Origin of the sequence: Mycobacterium montefiorense, assembly GCF_025823255.1 — a bacterium.
In the GTDB taxonomy this organism is placed as follows: domain Bacteria; phylum Actinomycetota; class Actinomycetes; order Mycobacteriales; family Mycobacteriaceae; genus Mycobacterium; species Mycobacterium montefiorense.
In genome coordinates this window covers 154,534-169,400 of sequence record NZ_JACKVL010000013.1, presented here as the reverse complement: position 1 = coordinate 169,400, position 14,867 = coordinate 154,534, and the positions used below count along the sequence as shown (strand labels likewise).

15 protein-coding genes, 1 tRNA gene and 1 pseudogene are annotated in these 14,867 nt (G+C 63.2%); 9 read left to right on the top strand and 8 right to left on the bottom strand.

Annotated elements, in window-relative coordinates; all coding sequences use genetic code 11:
• Positions 1-131: 131 nt before the first annotated feature.
• The gene (locus H7K34_RS14220; RefSeq protein ID WP_264063538.1) at positions 132-2,621 is read left to right on the top strand and encodes a glycogen/starch/alpha-glucan phosphorylase; all 2,490 of its coding nucleotides are present in this window, start codon (positions 132-134) and stop codon (positions 2,619-2,621) included.
• 17 nt (positions 2,622-2,638) lie between these two features.
• Here the strand turns inward: H7K34_RS14220 and H7K34_RS14215 are convergent, their stop codons facing one another.
• The 3 genes from H7K34_RS14215 to H7K34_RS14205 form a co-directional block, all read right to left on the bottom strand.
• Positions 2,639-2,899 carry a long chain fatty acid-CoA synthetase gene (locus H7K34_RS14215; protein ID WP_235616624.1) on the bottom strand — a complete coding sequence of 87 codons (261 nt, stop codon included), beginning with the start codon at positions 2,897-2,899 and terminating at the stop codon, positions 2,639-2,641.
• Between the two features lie 118 nt (positions 2,900-3,017).
• Positions 3,018-3,824 (bottom strand): SDR family oxidoreductase, encoded by an 807-nt coding sequence (locus H7K34_RS14210; protein WP_264062645.1) that lies wholly within the window; start codon positions 3,822-3,824, stop codon positions 3,018-3,020.
• Entirely contained in the window at positions 3,821-4,699 is an 879-nt protein-coding gene (locus tag H7K34_RS14205; protein ID WP_264062644.1) for an HpcH/HpaI aldolase/citrate lyase family protein, read from the bottom strand. Before H7K34_RS14205 ends, H7K34_RS14210 begins: the two co-directional genes overlap by 4 nt.
• A 225-nt stretch (positions 4,700-4,924) precedes the next feature.
• On the opposite strand from H7K34_RS14205, the gene H7K34_RS14200 reads away from it, so the two are divergent.
• The 4 genes from H7K34_RS14200 (at position 4,925) to H7K34_RS14185 (ending at position 7,733) form a co-directional block, all read left to right on the top strand.
• Positions 4,925-5,110 carry a hypothetical protein gene (locus H7K34_RS14200; protein ID WP_264062643.1) on the top strand — a complete coding sequence of 62 codons (186 nt, stop codon included), beginning with the start codon at positions 4,925-4,927 and terminating at the stop codon, positions 5,108-5,110.
• A gap of 104 nt (positions 5,111-5,214) precedes the next feature.
• Positions 5,215-5,496, top strand: coding sequence for a hypothetical protein (locus tag H7K34_RS14195; protein WP_264062642.1), 282 nt, complete (start codon positions 5,215-5,217; stop codon positions 5,494-5,496).
• Positions 5,497-5,553: 57 nt separating this feature from the next.
• Entirely contained in the window at positions 5,554-6,417 is an 864-nt protein-coding gene (locus tag H7K34_RS26775) for a pyridoxamine 5'-phosphate oxidase family protein (RefSeq protein WP_264062641.1), read from the top strand.
• 284 nt (positions 6,418-6,701) lie between these two features.
• A complete protein-coding gene (locus H7K34_RS14185) occupies positions 6,702-7,733 on the top strand; it encodes an MBL fold metallo-hydrolase (protein WP_264062640.1) in 1,032 nt (343 codons plus the stop codon).
• A gap of 621 nt (positions 7,734-8,354) precedes the next feature.
• Here the strand turns inward: H7K34_RS14185 and H7K34_RS26950 are convergent.
• Positions 8,355-8,675, bottom strand: coding sequence for a hypothetical protein (locus H7K34_RS26950; protein WP_264063625.1), 321 nt, complete (start codon positions 8,673-8,675; stop codon positions 8,355-8,357).
• Between H7K34_RS26950 and H7K34_RS26945 the strand changes: the two genes are divergently transcribed.
• The 3 genes and pseudogenes from H7K34_RS26945 to H7K34_RS14165 form a co-directional block, all read left to right on the top strand.
• On the top strand, positions 8,563-8,877 hold the full coding sequence (locus H7K34_RS26945) for a hypothetical protein (RefSeq protein WP_264063537.1): 315 nt from the start codon (positions 8,563-8,565) through the stop codon (positions 8,875-8,877). The two genes, H7K34_RS26950 and H7K34_RS26945, sit on opposite strands and share 113 nt — an antisense overlap.
• The gene (locus tag H7K34_RS26940; protein ID WP_264063624.1) at positions 8,828-8,977 is read left to right on the top strand and encodes a hypothetical protein; all 150 of its coding nucleotides are present in this window, start codon (positions 8,828-8,830) and stop codon (positions 8,975-8,977) included. Before H7K34_RS26945 ends, H7K34_RS26940 begins: the two co-directional genes overlap by 50 nt.
• 43 nt (positions 8,978-9,020) lie before the next feature.
• Positions 9,021-9,362 (top strand): annotated as a pseudogene (locus tag H7K34_RS14165) (DUF732 domain-containing protein); the annotation flags it as partial.
• 271 nt (positions 9,363-9,633) lie between these two features.
• On the opposite strand, the gene H7K34_RS14160 reads toward H7K34_RS14165, so the two are convergent.
• The 3 genes from H7K34_RS14160 to H7K34_RS14150 form a co-directional block, all read right to left on the bottom strand.
• The gene (locus H7K34_RS14160; RefSeq protein ID WP_264062639.1) at positions 9,634-11,295 is read right to left on the bottom strand and encodes an AMP-binding protein; all 1,662 of its coding nucleotides are present in this window, start codon (positions 11,293-11,295) and stop codon (positions 9,634-9,636) included.
• Positions 11,296-11,334: 39 nt separating this feature from the next.
• Entirely contained in the window at positions 11,335-11,634 is a 300-nt protein-coding gene (locus H7K34_RS14155; RefSeq protein ID WP_264062637.1) for a nuclear transport factor 2 family protein, read from the bottom strand.
• A gap of 142 nt (positions 11,635-11,776) precedes the next feature.
• Positions 11,777-12,802: a helix-turn-helix transcriptional regulator gene (locus H7K34_RS14150; RefSeq protein ID WP_264062635.1), complete on the bottom strand. Its 1,026-nt coding sequence runs from the start codon at positions 12,800-12,802 to the stop codon at positions 11,777-11,779.
• A gap of 145 nt (positions 12,803-12,947) precedes the next feature.
• On the opposite strand from H7K34_RS14150, the gene H7K34_RS14145 reads away from it, so the two are divergent.
• A complete protein-coding gene (locus tag H7K34_RS14145; protein ID WP_264062634.1) occupies positions 12,948-14,465 on the top strand; it encodes a GMC family oxidoreductase in 1,518 nt (505 codons plus the stop codon).
• A gap of 325 nt (positions 14,466-14,790) precedes the next feature.
• Here H7K34_RS14145 and H7K34_RS14140 read toward each other — a convergent pair.
• Positions 14,791-14,863 (bottom strand) — tRNA-Ala (locus H7K34_RS14140).
• Positions 14,864-14,867: the final 4 nt, after the last annotated feature.

The following is a 14,867-nucleotide window of genomic DNA, read 5'->3' as shown; positions in this document are numbered from 1 at the left end:
CGCGCCAGGAATGCAAACACCGCTGTCAGCCTGACGAACTGCGCCAAGCCGACCAGATCGGTGCGATACTGCCACCACATCTAGGGAGTAGGACTCACATGACCGATCTCGATCAGACCCCCTCCGACGGTATGTCGGCCGCCGGATCCCGGCCGGCCGACCTGACCGAGCACTCCCGTACCGGGATGGGCGCTCCCGCATTGCAACGCGCGATCACCGATCACTTGCGGTATTCGATCGGCCGTCCGGCCGCGGCGCTGCGGCCCGAGCATTACTACCGGGCCCTGGCGCTGGCCGTGCGGGACCGCATGCAGGACCGTCGGGTGGCATCGACGCAGACCTCGCTCGACCTCGGACGCAAGGTGACCTGTTATCTGTCGGCCGAATTCCTGATGGGCCCGCAGCTGGGCAACAACCTGCTGAACCTGGGCTTGGAGGGGGCAGCGAAGTCCGCGCTGGCCGCGATGGGACAGCGGCTTGACGAGGTGCTGGCCTGCGAAGAAGAACCCGGGCTGGGCAACGGCGGCCTCGGCCGGCTCGCGGCCTGCTATCTGGACTCGCTGGCCACTCTGGAGCGGCCGGCAATCGGTTATGGAATCCGCTACGAATTCGGCATTTTCGACCAGGAGATCCACGATGGTTGGCAGGTCGAACAGACCGACAACTGGCTGGATCGCGGAAATCCTTGGGAAATAGCTAAACCCGACGTCAACTATCTCGTCAAATGGGGCGGCTACGTCGAGCGCTATACCGACGACGCCGGGCGCGAGCGCTCCCGATGGGTGCCGGGGTTGTTACTAAAAGGCGTTGCGTACGACACGCCCATCCAGGGCTATGGCGTCAACACCTGCAACGTGTTGACGTTGTGGAGCGCGCGGGCGGTCAAGTCGTTTGCACTGGACGCCTTCAACACCGGCGATTACTACAAAGCGGTCGAAGATGAGGTGACCTCGGAGACGGTCACCAAGGTGCTCTACCCAAACGATGAACCCGAAGCCGGCAAGCGGCTCCGTCTGCTGCAGCAGCATTTCTTTGTGTCCTGCTCGCTACAGCACGTGCTGCACATCATGGACGATCTCGCCGACGCGGGCGTCCGGGAACTCCCCCAGCGATTCGCCTTGCAGCTCAACGACACTCATCCATCTATCGGAGTCGCCGAGCTGATGCGCTTGCTGATCGACGAGCGCGGACTGGCGTGGGAGGAGGCGTGGGACATCACCGTCGCCACATTCGCCTACACCAACCACACCCTGCTGCCCGAAGCGCTCGAGACGTGGCCGCTGGAGATGTTCGGCGACTCGCTGCCGCGACACCTGGAGATCATTTACGAGATCAACCGGCGCTTCCTCAACGAGGTGCGCACCCGATTCCTCGGCGACGCGGACCGGGTGCGCCGGATGTCGCTGATCGGCGAGGACGGCGCCAAGTTCGTCCGGATGGCACACCTGGCAACCGTCGGCAGCCACGCTATCAACGGTGTTGCCGCCCTGCACTCGGAGCTACTGAAATCCAGTGTGCTTAAAGATTTCTATGAGATGTGGCCGGAGCGCTTCAGCAACAAGACGAATGGCGTGACACCACGGCGGTTCCTTGCGTTGTCCAATCCCGGCCTACGCGAGCTGCTGGACCGCACCGTCGGGGATGGCTGGCTGACGGACCTGGGCATGCTGCGTGGACTGGAACCGTTCATCGACGATTCGTCCTTCCGGGAGCAGTGGCGCGACATCAAACGCAACAACAAGGCGCGGCTGGCCAACTTCATCCACGAGACGACCGGCGTCGAACTGAACCCGCAATGGATCTTCGACATCCAAGTCAAGAGGATTCACGAATACAAGCGCCAGCACCTCAACGTGTTGCACATCATCGCGCTGTACTATCGGCTGAAGCAAAACCCGGAGCTCTCAATTCCGCCGCGCGCCTTCATCTTCGGCGGCAAGGCAGCGCCCGGTTACTTCTTGGCCAAGCGGATCATCAAGTTGATCAACGCCGTCGGTGACACGATCAACAACGACCCGATGGTCAACAAGTTCCTAAAGGTCGCATTCATACCGAACTTCAACGTGCAGAACGCGCACCTGATCTATCCGGCCGCCAATGTCTCCGAGCAGATCTCGACCGCCGGTAAGGAAGCTTCGGGCACCGGCAATATGAAGTTCATGATCAACGGCGCCCTGACGGTCGGCACGCTCGATGGCGCCAACGTTGAGATTCGCGAAGAGGCCGGAGCAGAGAACTTCTTCCTATTCGGCCTGACCGTCGACGAGGTTGAGGCGCTCAAGGCACGCGGATACCGCCCGGCGGAGTACATCGACAGCAACGACGAGCTGGGCGCGGTGCTGAATCTGATTGCCGACGGGACGTTCTCGCACGGCGACACCGAGGTGTTCAAGCCGTTGGTGGACAACCTGCGTTACGACGACCCCTTCCTGGTGTGCGCCGACTACGCCTCCTACGTGGAGTGCCAGGGCCGGGTGAGCGCCGCGTGGCTGGATGGGGAGTCGTGGACCAAGATGTCGATCCTGAACACCGCGCGCAGCGGTAAGTTCTCATCCGATCGCGCGATCGCGGAGTATTGCGACGACATTTGGAAGGTCTGGCCGCTGACCGTGAAAATCTGAGCACCGCAGTTGCGGCGCTAGCGGGTCTCTTTCGTCACGTAGACGCTGATGTAACCCATCGGGATGCCGGTGCGAGCGGCGATGCACTCGCGCGCCACCAACTCGATGGTCGAGCGGCGGCCGGTACGAGCCATCGCGGCGATCTCGGGGATCTGGACGAGCCACCCGTCGGTCTCCCGGGTGACTTCGACGTCGAAGCACTGACCGATCTTCGGGAAGATCACACGTTGAGCGCTGCGCGGCGATTGTGCCCGTCGCAGGGTGGGCTGAATCAGCATCTACTTTTCCTGAGTCGACAATGAGCCGCGGGCAAGAATAATGCGGATCGGGGCAAAACACCTAATCGGCCAGGAGACTCCGAGCCTGGGCCGTGATCTCGCCGTTGCGTGATCGTTGTCAGTGATAGCCCGGTAGATCCGGTACGCCGCTGGCGGTCAACCAGCCACCGCCGTCGACCACCAGCACTGCTCCGGTCACATAAGACGCGGCGTCGCCGGCCAGGAACAGCACCGTCTCGGCGACTTCGGTGGTCGAGCCGGGACGTCGCAGCGGATTCTGGATAGCCCGGTGCTGGTCGTCGCCGGCGATTCTGCGGACCCCCTCGGTTCCCGACATCGCCCCGGGGGCAACGACATTGACCCGAACACCGTTAGGCCCCCATTCGATCGCACAGGCGCGGCTGAACGCGTCAACACCGGCCTTGGCCGCAACGACGTGCGCTTGCAAGGCCATGCCGCGGTACTGGATCGCCGCGCTGATGTTGACCACTGCACCACCGTGATCGCGCAGCCAAAGGTCGTATGCCGCCTTGGATACGTTGAACGTTCCCAGCAGGTCGATGTCGACCACTGCTTTGAATCCGTTAGGACTGAGTTCACTGATCGGCACCGGGAAGTTTCCGGCGGCATTGTTGACCACCACATCGAGTCGGCCGAAGGTGGCCAACACTTCCTCGACGACCGCCGTCACCTCGTCGCCACGACGAACATCGCACACGCCGTAGCTGGCTTCAATGCCCTGTTCCCGCAACGCCGCAACCGCGGCTTGGAGATTGGGTTCTTTTCGGCTGCAGATGGCCACACGCGCGCCGTGAGTGCCCAATACCCGCGCGATCTCCAGTCCGAGTCCGGTAGCCCCACCGGTCACCAGCGCGACCTTCCCTTGCAGGAGATCGGCCCGAAATGGGCTCGGGCGGACCGTCATTGGGATTGCAGCTCGGAAATGAGGTCAGCCAGCGCGAGGATCCGCTGAGCATCGCGCACGTGCAGGCTTTCGATCATGCGGCCATCGACGGTGATAACGCTGGTTCCCGCTGCCCGGGCTTCCTGGTAGGCCGAGACGATCTTGCGTGCGTCGGCCAATTCCTGTTCCGAGGGGCCGAACAGTTCGTTCGCCGGGCCAACCTGGGACGGATGGATCAGCGTCTTGCCGTCGAAACCCAGCTCGCGGCCTTGCTGAGCCTCGGCCCGGAAGCCAGCCTCGTCGGCGATGGTGTTGAACACGCCGTCCAAGATGGCTTTCCCCGCAGCCCTCGCACCCAATACCGCAAACGACAACGCCGGGGCGACGGGCGCACGCCCGGGTACGTGCAAGCCATGGAGATCGTTCACCAGGTCGTTGGTGCCGACGACCAGCACAGTCAATCGATCGCTGGCCGAGGCGATCTCCTCGGCCCGCAATATCGCCCGCGGCGTTTCGATCATCGCCCACAGCTGCAACGACGGCGGCGCGTCGAGCGCGTCGAGCGCGTCGGCCAGCGCTTGGACCTCTTGTCCCGTCTCGACCTTCGGCACCAGCACACCGTCGGCGGCCGAACCGGCCACGGCGGCCAGATCGTCGTCATGCCAGTCGGTGCCTGCACCATTGATGCGCACCACAATCTCGCGAGGCCGATAGCCCGTTGACGAGACCGCGTCACACACCCTGATTCTGGAATCGACTTTGGCGTCGGGGCCTACCGCATCCTCGAGATCGAAAATCAACACATCCGCGGGTAGCGATTTCCCCTTCTCGAGTGCTCGATCTTTATTGCCGGGGAGATAGAGAGCGGATCGGCGCGGGCGCGGCGTCGGTGCCATGGGGTCAGAGTAGAGCTTGCGCTTCGCTCGTGCAGAGGTGGTAGCCGTTTTCCGCGAGATCTCCGGTCGGTGAAAATGATGAGCCGTGTGTCGCAGAATCGCCACGACTGTATCGCGCAATTCACGTCATTTCAGCGGCGCGCGAAATAGGTCGGTGAGAAATGAGGTTGGGAGGTTTATGCTGATGTTCGCGGCAAACTGCCGACCGAAAAGTTAGGTCGAAGCATGAGCACGGACAAGGTTATCCGCGACATTCTGCTCACCATCATGGCGCTCGTAACGATCGCCTACATCGCGCTGTATGAGCACGCCTCAAACAACTTCAGGCTGTACGTGCCACTATGCGTGGCGGCCTTGGTGGGGCTGCTGATCCGCGACCTGGTGAGCACTCATAAGCCCCGGAGGCGCTGAGCCACCGGTGCGTCTTGACCGGATTTGCGTCCCGGGGCGCCCGGTCCGCGCCCTGGTGATGTGAAACACCCATCCGTAGGGCGCACAGCTTCGAATTCTGAAATATGAGTCAACTTGAGCACGCCGACGACCTGGCGGTGCGGGTCTTTTGGTTTCTTGGCGACCACTGGCTGGGCCACCACGCACCCACCGACGAAGAGAAGGCCGAGTTGAGAGCCGCGGCGCTGCGCTTCGCGAAGGAGCCACACAACATCGACCCGGTGGTATCGAAGGCCCGCGATATGGCTGACGCGGTCCTCGAGCTGTTGTCACCGTGCCGCAGGCCGGGCAGCGTTGCGAAGCTGAAGCACGCGAGCAACGCGTACCAGGACGCAAGATTTCGCTGACGACGGTACGGGTCAGGCAACGGGAAGTTTTGCACCACCGGCGGCGTTGCTCAGCCTGTGGCCGTAACGGGTTTTCACGAGGGTGAGATAGCCACCCAACGCCGGGCCGGCGTCGAAGCCGCCGCAAAACGGCTGGAGAACATGCTCGGCGCGAACCAATTATCCGCAGGTGCTACCCAGTTCCTGACCAGGCAGCGGTTTGCCGCGTTGACCGGACGCGACGGCGAGGGGTTGCTGTGGATTTCCCCCCTGTCGGGACAGCCGGGATTCTTGCGCGGCTGCAACGACACGTTGCAGATCGCGGCCGCAGCGCGCGAAGGCGATCCCCTGCATGGAATGCCCGTCGGACAACAGATCGGGTTGATCGCCATCGAGTTCGCTGCCCGACGCAGAATACGCATCAACGGCAGCCTCGTCGATCGGGACAACGCGGGCATGACGGTGCGCGTCGACCAGGCGTACGGGAACTGCCCGCAGTACATCCACCGGCGCGACATCTACGTCTCCGCGGTCACCTCTCCCGTGGAACACTCAAGGCACACAACATCTTTGATCGCCGCTGATCGGGCGATGATCGAAGCCGCGGATACCTTCTTCCTGGGTACAACGCATCCCACCCGGGGCAGTGATGCGTCGCACCGCGGAGGTCCGGCCGGATTTGTCCGGGTCGACTCCCCCACACGGCTGTGGTGGCCGGATTACCCGGGCAACAACATGTTCAACAGCTTCGGCAACCTGGCGGTCGACGATGAGGCTGCCCTGTTGTTCGTCGACTTTGTCACCGGCGCCAGCCTTCAGCTGTCCGGTACAGCTCAGGTGGAGTGGACCAGCCCCGAAGCGGACGGTGACGACGGTGGTGTCGGACGCCGAGTTGCATTCACGGTCGGCTCTGTTGTCGCGTTAGGCGGTCGGCGTCGCTAGGTGCTCGGTTTAAGCCAGCGGCTTCGCCCCACGGCGTCGGACCCGATGTAACCGATCACGTGACGATGCCGGCCTGGCGAAGGCGGTGTTGATCAGTGGCCAGCCGTCGTCATCGACGGCGTGCCCACCGAGACTCTCGGCGCGGTGGGCAGGGGAAGTTTTCCTGCGCGCTGCGATGAGCCGCGCTGTGATCGCAGCCTCCTGACGTGACGGTGCCTGCGTACCATCGTGCAGATGCCATGCTCTCTGGTTGCCGTCTCTGGGTCAGGCGGGTGGGTGAAGAGGTGAGCCTCGCCGTTGAAGCGCTGGTTGCGTTGGATTCGTTGCAGGTCGATGTCATCAGCGACAACGTCAGCGACACCTATGTGAGCAAGACGCCGTTCGCCCGCTCCGAAATTGACAACGTCATCAACGGCGGCGCCAGGATCATCTCAGGCCATTCGCTGCTTGTGGCCAACCTTGGCTATGGCCTACTGCTCCGTACCCGGTTAGCCGCCGCCGAGCACGCGTTTCTGTTCGACACCGGTACCGAACCCGCTGCGTTCCTTCGGAACTGCGACTCCCTGGACCTCGATTTGGGAGCCGTCGAGGAAATCGCGATCACCCACGGACATTGGGACCACATAGGGGCGCTGACAGCGGCCGTCGATGCGATCGTCGCACAACGGGGATCGGTGACCGTGCACGTCAATTCCCAGATGTTCAACGAGCGCGCGGTGCGACTGTCGCGTGGCGCGGTGATACCGGTCGAGATGGTGCCCACACCAGACGAGCTTCGAAGCCATGGCGCGACGGTGGTCAACGACGACGAGGCTCGCTTGCTGGGCGACGGGCACGCGTACTACAGCGGCGAGATCCCGCGGGTTACGGCCTTTGAGAAGGGCCGTGATGATCACATGTGCCGACCCGCCGGCGGATCCGCGGACTGGCAACCGGATCCGTTGCTTCTAGACGAGCGGATGCTGGTTGTCCACGTTCGCGATCTGGGCCTCATTGTCTTTAGTGCCTGCTCTCACGCCGGCATCGTCAATGTATGCACCGAAGTGCGCCGCCTGTTTCCCGATATCCCGATCCACGCCGTGATGGGCGGTTTACATCTTGGTGGGGTCATGGAACGGATCATCCCCGAAACAGTCGACGGCCTGGAACCCTTTGATATTCGGTACATCATCTGCGGCCACTGCACGGGCTGGCGAGCGCTACACGCACTGGCCGACGCCTACGGCGATCGAGTGAGCCAATCCGCGGTCGGTACCAGCTACCACTTCACCGCATCGCTCCTAATCGCCTTGGATATCTGTGCGTTCCACAAGTGACCGAAGTGGCTCGCGCGGTGATCGACCATTAGGCGCAATGACATCGACTAAAGTCGTGCCGTCTAATGGACGCGTCTGACTATGGTTGCGACACAACGCCTTTCCCGTTTGGGGAAGTAGCGTCAAACAACCGCGACCGGCAGCTACGTCGAACCGTGCAACGTCAATCGAATGTTCCATCCGCTGTGCGAGACAGCCGACTTGCGACAGCCACGAGTCCGTGATTTGCGGCATTCCTGCGCCACCCCGCTTTTCAGTCGCGGTCGCCGAGGAGCCTGCCGTTGTCGTCAGAAGCCTCAAACGAGGCACGCAAAATGCCATTGATCTTGGTGGAGCTACTGCAACGCTACTCGAAACTTGACTCGTTCCAGAGATCCGTCGCTATTTTAACAAAATCGCTGGTCAGAAGCCATGACGGCAGTTTTCACTCGCCATCAAGGGACATCCCGCCGCCCCGCCCAAGCCCTTCAAGCTCGATCAGCGCCTCAAACCACAAGCCATCGCCGAGATCATCACTCGCTACGAATCAGGCGAGCCGTCGACTGCCATAGCCAAGAGCTTCGGCCTCAGCAAGGGCAGTGTCATCAGGCTGCTTCGCGATGCTGACGTACCCGTCCGCCGTCAGGGCTTGACTGACGACCAGATCACCGAAGCCATCCAGCTGTACGACGCAGGCCACTCGCTCGCAAAGGTCGGTACGAACTTCGCCGCGATGTCCAAATCATCGTTAGGCGCCGGCCTGACGTCCCCGGGGCACGTCGCCGCGGCCGTCCCGGCTAAGCCCGTATCGGCAGTACTAGGCAACGCGCCAACGGTGGGCAAGTTATCGGTGCCACCCAGCTGGGCGACCGCCACCCCGGCGATCAGGCTGGCCTCCAGCGCACTACCGGCCACCAGCGTCGCGGCGGCCGCCGTGCCCGGCTTCCCCAGCGGCCTGGTCAACGAGGCGACCCTGGACAGCCTGGCGGGGGGGTGCGCTGGGCGCCCCGGCGGCGCGCGTCGTCAGCTCGACCGGCATCCACGCCCCCACCATCACCGGCGAGCGTCGCACGGGTCCGGTCAAGCTCGACCGCATCATCGCCCAGCTGCAGGAGATGCCCGAACAAGTGCAGCACTGGAACGTCGACGAGGCCAACCTCGATGACCTGGTCGCCAAACTCAGAACAACCCCTGGCGTACACGCCGTGCACGTGACAGAGGGCGAAGAGGTCACGGGCACCGGTTCCGAATGCAAGCTGGGGTAAAGAACCGCACCACAATGATTTTCGTACCATCGAGGGAGGATTCGTGAAACTTTTCTTAGCACTTCTGGGCGTCTCGCTGGGAATCGTTGTCGCGCCACCGGCGTACCCCATACACGGCGAGGGCGAGGCGGCCACAGATGAGAGCAACGAGGTCTTCATCGACGACCTGACGAAGGCAGGGATCGGCTTCCAGGACCCGGGCCAAGCGATCGAGGCCGGAAAGTCGGTGTGCGGCTTAATTTCTCGAGGCGTATCCGGCCTTCAACTCCTCAACGACCTGCGAGACAACAATCCGGGCCTGACCACCAACGGCGCCGCGCAGTTCGCGACCATATCGGCAAAGTCGTATTGTCCACGACAACTCGAAGCTTCCGCCGGGCCCAAAAAGCCGCGGCGGCTGAGCAGCCAAATTCTCCGGACAAGTGTTTTCGCGGGCCGAACGGGTGCCTTAGACGCGGCATCGCCACCAGAATCGCTGTCCGCCTTACATTTGGCTGCGACGCGTTAGAAGCAATGCGCGAAATGCCAAGCAGCACTGTTTGATACGTGGTCGAATTCATCGCCGGACGCGCACATCGAGTTCGTCGAGGCTCTATGTGGACAGCTAGAGACCCGCGGGCCGGGAAGAACAACTGGCCTCTCGTCGGGTGGCGTTTCTAGTCCGCGCCGCTCAGCCAGTAACGGAGCAGGTGCTTCTGCACCTTGCCGGTCGAGTTCCGCGGTAATTCGTCGAGGATTTCGAGCCGAGCCGGCAGGTACCACTGGGTCATTCCTTGGCCGGTAAGGTGTCCGCGCAGTTCGGCCAGAGTGGGCGGTGTGTTTCCTTCGACGGAGATCACGGCGCACGCGAGCTCGCCGTCATGCTCGTCGGGGTAGCCGACCACCGCGACGTCGGCGACAGCGGGGTGCTGGCGCAGCACGTCTTCGACATCGGCGACCGGAATCATGAACGCACCACCAACCCTGTCGGCGACGCGTCCGAGAAGTCGGATTCCACCGCGGCCATCCCAAGTGACGAGATCACCTGTGTCATACCAACCGTCGGCATGTTCACTGATGACAGACAGTTCGTTGTCGTCGCCGTGAAGAGTGCCGAGGCACACCCCGGGACCGCGCACGAAAAGCCGCCCCGGCGATGCAGACGCAACCGGCTCGTCAGAGCGGACCTCGAGCTCACAACTCGGGAAGGGCCGTCCGTCGCTGCGCAGCGCCCAGTCGACGGGGTCTTCGGCTCTGGTCATGGTCGCGCAGCCGACTTCCGTCATGCCCCACTCCGACCGCAGCCCGATGCCGTAGGTCGTGATCACATCGCGTACCACGCGGCTCGGAATCGTCGTGCCGGTGGCTGCCATGACACGCAGCGCTGGCAACGACGTCCGCCGGTGCTCCACCGACGCGGCCACCAGATCGCTGTAATAGTTTGGCGCGGCCATCATTACGGACACCTGGGCCTGCTCGATGACCTCCAAGGCCGCCGATCCCGACCACGATTCCAGCAGGACCGTCCGAGCCCCAGTCTGTAGCGGCAGATACAGAGAGAAAACAGTACCGAGGCTGTACATCGCACTGTGCGGGGTGAAAATCACGTCTGACGGTGTGATCTCCTCGGCGGCGGCCAGTCCCGAACTGCCCGCATACCAGGTGTTCTGCGTGCCCAAGACGCCCTTGGGTTGCCCGGACGTACCTGAGGTGTAGAGGAGGATGGACACCGCATCGGGATCCTCGCGCGCGTCATCGAGCGCAACGGAGTGCCGCTGTTCCCACGGAGTGTTCTCGAAGAACTCGCCGAAGTCGATCTCGGTGCCCAGCCCCGGCTGCCCAAAGACGACGAGGTGGCGCAATTCCGGCAGTCGGGGTGTGATCGAACGGGCCAGTTCGGCATGGTCGAAACCGTCCCATCGGTCGACGGTCACGAACACGCCAGCCGCTGCACGGACGAGGAGTCGTTCGAGCTCGCGACCGCGAATGGTCGTCATCACCGGGGCGACGACGGCTCGTAGCCGGGCAGCTGCGACGTACATGGCGCACGCCTGCCACCAGTTCGGCAGCTGCATAGCCACGACCTGTCCCCGGCGAACCCCGAGCTCGTACAGAGCGCCGGCAAACCGTTCCGCCATCTGCGCGTAGGTCCGGTAGGTGACGGTCCTGCGCTGCCGGTCGGCGATCGCCTCGATGGCCACAGCATCGGGTGCCGCGTCACGCCACTTGCGAAGATCCCCGACGAGCCCGGTATCCCGCCACCAGCCCTCGGCCCGATAGCGCATGGCCAACTCGTGTGAGGGCCGCAGAGCTGTGAAACCCGCATGATTTGAATCCATCCCGCACTCCTTGGTGTTGATGATCGGCCGTCCGGTGGGTCAGGTCGCAGTGGTAAACAGCGGACCGCGGTAGTCGGCGATGAGACCGTTGCTCACTCGGAAGACGTCGATACACGGCAAGGTGATTTGCGAGCCGTCACGACGCTCGTAGGTGATCGCCACCTCGCAGATCACCGTGTCGGTATGGACCCACGTCTCGCAAAGCGAGTGCGAGAGTGCCGAGACTGCACTCAACAGCCCGGCGGTACGTGCCGAGACATCCGCAAGTCCATATAGCGGCTCGTCGTTGCCGAAACGCAAACATATGAATTCGAGGGCCGCTCGTCCGCTACTGATCATTCGTCCCATCGTTCCGCGAGTCGTCCAGGGTCCCGAAATCGCCACTGAGCAAAGAGTTTTGAATGTCTCGTCGGCGGGCGGGATCCCGCACACGTCTAGGTTATGTAGGCGACAGACCGTCGCCTAGCTGTCGAGTGCAGACCTATGGCCGAATAGTGCGAAGCCTCGCTGCGCCAAACGTCGTGCGCCGCAGAGTAGTTCCCGGCTTCTCGCCGTAGCGGTTGGCATATGCCGCCGCGAATCGACCGTGGTGGGTGAAGCCCCAGCGGTGGGCGACGGCGGCAACCGTGCTGACGCTGGGATCAGACTCGAGCAGCGTTTCGTGGGCCCGGCGAAGTCGCACGTCCCGTAGATATGCCATCGGGGTGGTACCCAAATGCCGCCGGAACCCGTCGTAGAGAGTCCGGACGCTGACGCTGGTGCGGACCGCCAGGGCGGACACCGTCAACGGCATTTCGGATTCCGCCTCGATGATGTCGATGGCAGCGAGAACCGCGCTGGGCGCCAGGTGACCTGAACCACGCATGACCGCCTCTCGCTCGCGATGTCCAGCAGCAAACAACAACCCCCAAACGAGACTGTCGATCATCGGCAGGCCGACCAGCGGTCGGTGAATCAGACTGTCGGGCGCGAATAGTTGCCTCTTGAGCAACAGGAGCATCTCGATCCAGCTGCGCCCCGGCCCGGACGTGGTGGGCATCGCGGCATGGAAGTCGATTTGGGATGTCAGTTCGCGACCGAGACTGTGCGCGAGCGCGTCGTTGACCCAGCCACGGTCGAGCTTCACGAACAGCGTCCGACCACCCCCTTCCCATCGGGAAATAGCCGTGTGACCCTCGGGGTGATACACCGCCGCCACCCCGTGCCGCACAGACATGTGCTGGCCACGGTGCGTGGACTCCAAGCGCCCTGACAGCGGCACGTTGACGTGGTAGGCGCTGCGATCTTCCCCGCAATCCATCCAGACCGGCGACCCGAACGTGACCTCGCCGACGGTGATCGGGCCTAGAGTGCCCACGCGCTGGGTAAGTGAGAAGGCCCTCGGATCATCGAGAACACCGATGTCCTGCTGCGGATAAAACGCCGCACCGCACAACGTCACCGCGTCTTCCAATGACCGAGCCGTAATCCATCCGTGCGCCGCCGGCACGCTCGCGTCGTCCGTCAACTGATGACTCCTTCTGAGGACACCTTCGTCTACATAGACGCCCCAGCCGCCCGAAAAAATTCGGAGAGGGATTTCGCACATTGCGACACTGCCGCCGCACGCAGCGGCTACCCGCTGGTCAGGCGCGGCCATAGCGTCGTTTGGTATGGAATCTTTCGACTTCGTCGTGGTCGGCGCAGGTACCGCCGGATGTGTTGTCGCGTCGCGCCTAAGTGAGAAGCCAGATCGGCGAGTCCTCCTCATCGAGGCGGGCAAAGACCGCGGACCTGACGCGATGACCGTGCCTGCGATGTGGCCGACTCTGCTGACTTCAGTGGTCGACTGGGGCTTGCAGACAGTGCCACAGGCCGGGCTCGACAGCGCCGCGTTGCCGTACCCACGAGGCAAGGTGCTTGGTGGATGTAGCGGCATCAATGCGATGGCGCACCTGCGTGCTGACCGCTCCAGCTACGACCACTGGGCAGCTGAGGGAGCAAAGGGCTGGGGCTTCGACGACCTGTTGCCGTACTTCCAACGCTCCGAAACCACCCGGGGCCTTGATCCATATTTCCGCGGCACGGAAGGTCCAATGACCATCGAGCGCGCGACCGACATTCATCCCGCGGCGGAGGCCTTCTTCCGGGCCTGTGAGCAACATGGGTATCCGGTGTCCGACGATCTGAATGGCGCCCAGTCCGAGGGGGTCTGCTGGTATGACCGCAATATCGTCGCAGGTCGACGCCAGTCGGCGGCCGACGCGTATCTGCGACCCAACCTGAACAGGCCCAACCTGACCGTGCACACCGGCGCCGCAGTGTCCGGCCTGATCGTGACTGGCGGCCGCTGCGCTGGAGTGAAGTATGGCCGAGGCGGCTCCGACCAGCGCACAGTTCACGCCGAACGCGAGATCATTCTGTGCGCCGGCGCAATCGGATCACCCCATCTACTACAGCTCGCGGGAATCGGTCCGGCCCAGCACCTACGGCAGCGGGGCATCGACATCGTCTCTGACCTGCCCGGCGTCGACGCCAATCTAGCCGACCATCCACTGGGGGTACTGGTTTACTCGGCATCTCAGCCAATGCCTGCTGGGGCCACCAACCACTGCGACGCGTTGGCGGCCGTTCGCACCGATCCCGCCTCAACGGCGCCCGACACCCACATCCTCTTCTGCGACGTGCCCCTCCCCCCGCCGGGCCGGGCCGCTCCCATGCCCGGATACTCGATCGAGTTCGCGATGCTCCGCCCGCACAGCCGCGGGACCGTGCGGCTGGCTTCGTCGGACCCGGCCGCTGCACCGTTGGTCGACCCCGGTTTCCTCACCGACGAACGCGACGTCGCCTTCATGCTGCGTGCGGCCCGCGCGGCTCGCGACGTCGGAGCCGCCGCTGCCCTCGGAGCCTGGCGCGACGCCGAGGTCGTTCCCGGCGCGCACATCACAACGGATCGGCAGCTGCATGCCTACCTCCGCCAGAGTGTCGGGACCTACTTCCACCCCGTGGGCACGTGCCGGATGGGGGCCGATGCAAACGCGGTGACCGACACCGAGCTGCGGGTGCACGGTGTCGACGATCTTCGGGTGGTCGACGCCTCGGTGATGCCGTCAGTCCCGGCGGCCAACACCAACGCCACCGTCTTAGCCATCGCCGAAAAAGCGGTCGACCTCATCCTCGCAAGCGCATAACCTCAAAAACCAACATATTCTTAGCTTTTCGCGCGGCTACCTAGGATCAGCAGTCCTACGAAGGCACTCGCGACCGATGTTTCATTAGATGCCAGCACGAGATGCGCCGAATTGAGCACGGTTGGAGTGAACCCGTCGGGGCCCATGACGATACGTCCGACGAGGTAGCTCGGCATTAGGTATCGACAGACCGCTTCGATACCGCCGAGAGCCGCGCGGAAGTGGTCGCGGCGCCAAGCTGCAAGTGTCGTCAAAACTGTCGTCAAGACGGTGTCAGACGGCTTCGACCGAGCCGCAAGATTCATAAACTACCTGTTCAAAAAAGTGGAGCTAAGGGGATTCGAACCCCTGACCCCCACACTGCCAGTGTGGTGCGCTACCAACTGCGCCATAGCCCCAAGA

Bases quoted from the DNA above. Each gene is read 5' to 3' on its own strand.
- H7K34_RS14145 (WP_264062634.1), top strand. From the start codon at position 12,948: ATGGAATCTTTCGACTTCGTCGTGGTCGGCGCAGGTACCGCCGGATGT.
- H7K34_RS14215 (WP_235616624.1), bottom strand. From the start codon at position 2,899: ATGCTGATTCAGCCCACCCTGCGACGGGCACAATCGCCGCGCAGCGCT.
- H7K34_RS14200 (WP_264062643.1), top strand. From the start codon at position 4,925: ATGAGCACGGACAAGGTTATCCGCGACATTCTGCTCACCATCATGGCG.
- H7K34_RS14155 (WP_264062637.1), bottom strand. From the start codon at position 11,634: ATGATCAGTAGCGGACGAGCGGCCCTCGAATTCATATGTTTGCGTTTC.
- H7K34_RS14220 (WP_264063538.1), top strand. From the start codon at position 132: ATGTCGGCCGCCGGATCCCGGCCGGCCGACCTGACCGAGCACTCCCGT.
- H7K34_RS14210 (WP_264062645.1), bottom strand. From the start codon at position 3,824: ATGACGGTCCGCCCGAGCCCATTTCGGGCCGATCTCCTGCAAGGGAAG.
- H7K34_RS14195 (WP_264062642.1), top strand. From the start codon at position 5,215: ATGAGTCAACTTGAGCACGCCGACGACCTGGCGGTGCGGGTCTTTTGG.
- H7K34_RS26940 (WP_264063624.1), top strand. From the start codon at position 8,828: ATGCCCGAACAAGTGCAGCACTGGAACGTCGACGAGGCCAACCTCGAT.
- H7K34_RS14205 (WP_264062644.1), bottom strand. From the start codon at position 4,699: ATGGCACCGACGCCGCGCCCGCGCCGATCCGCTCTCTATCTCCCCGGC.
- H7K34_RS14160 (WP_264062639.1), bottom strand. From the start codon at position 11,295: ATGGATTCAAATCATGCGGGTTTCACAGCTCTGCGGCCCTCACACGAG.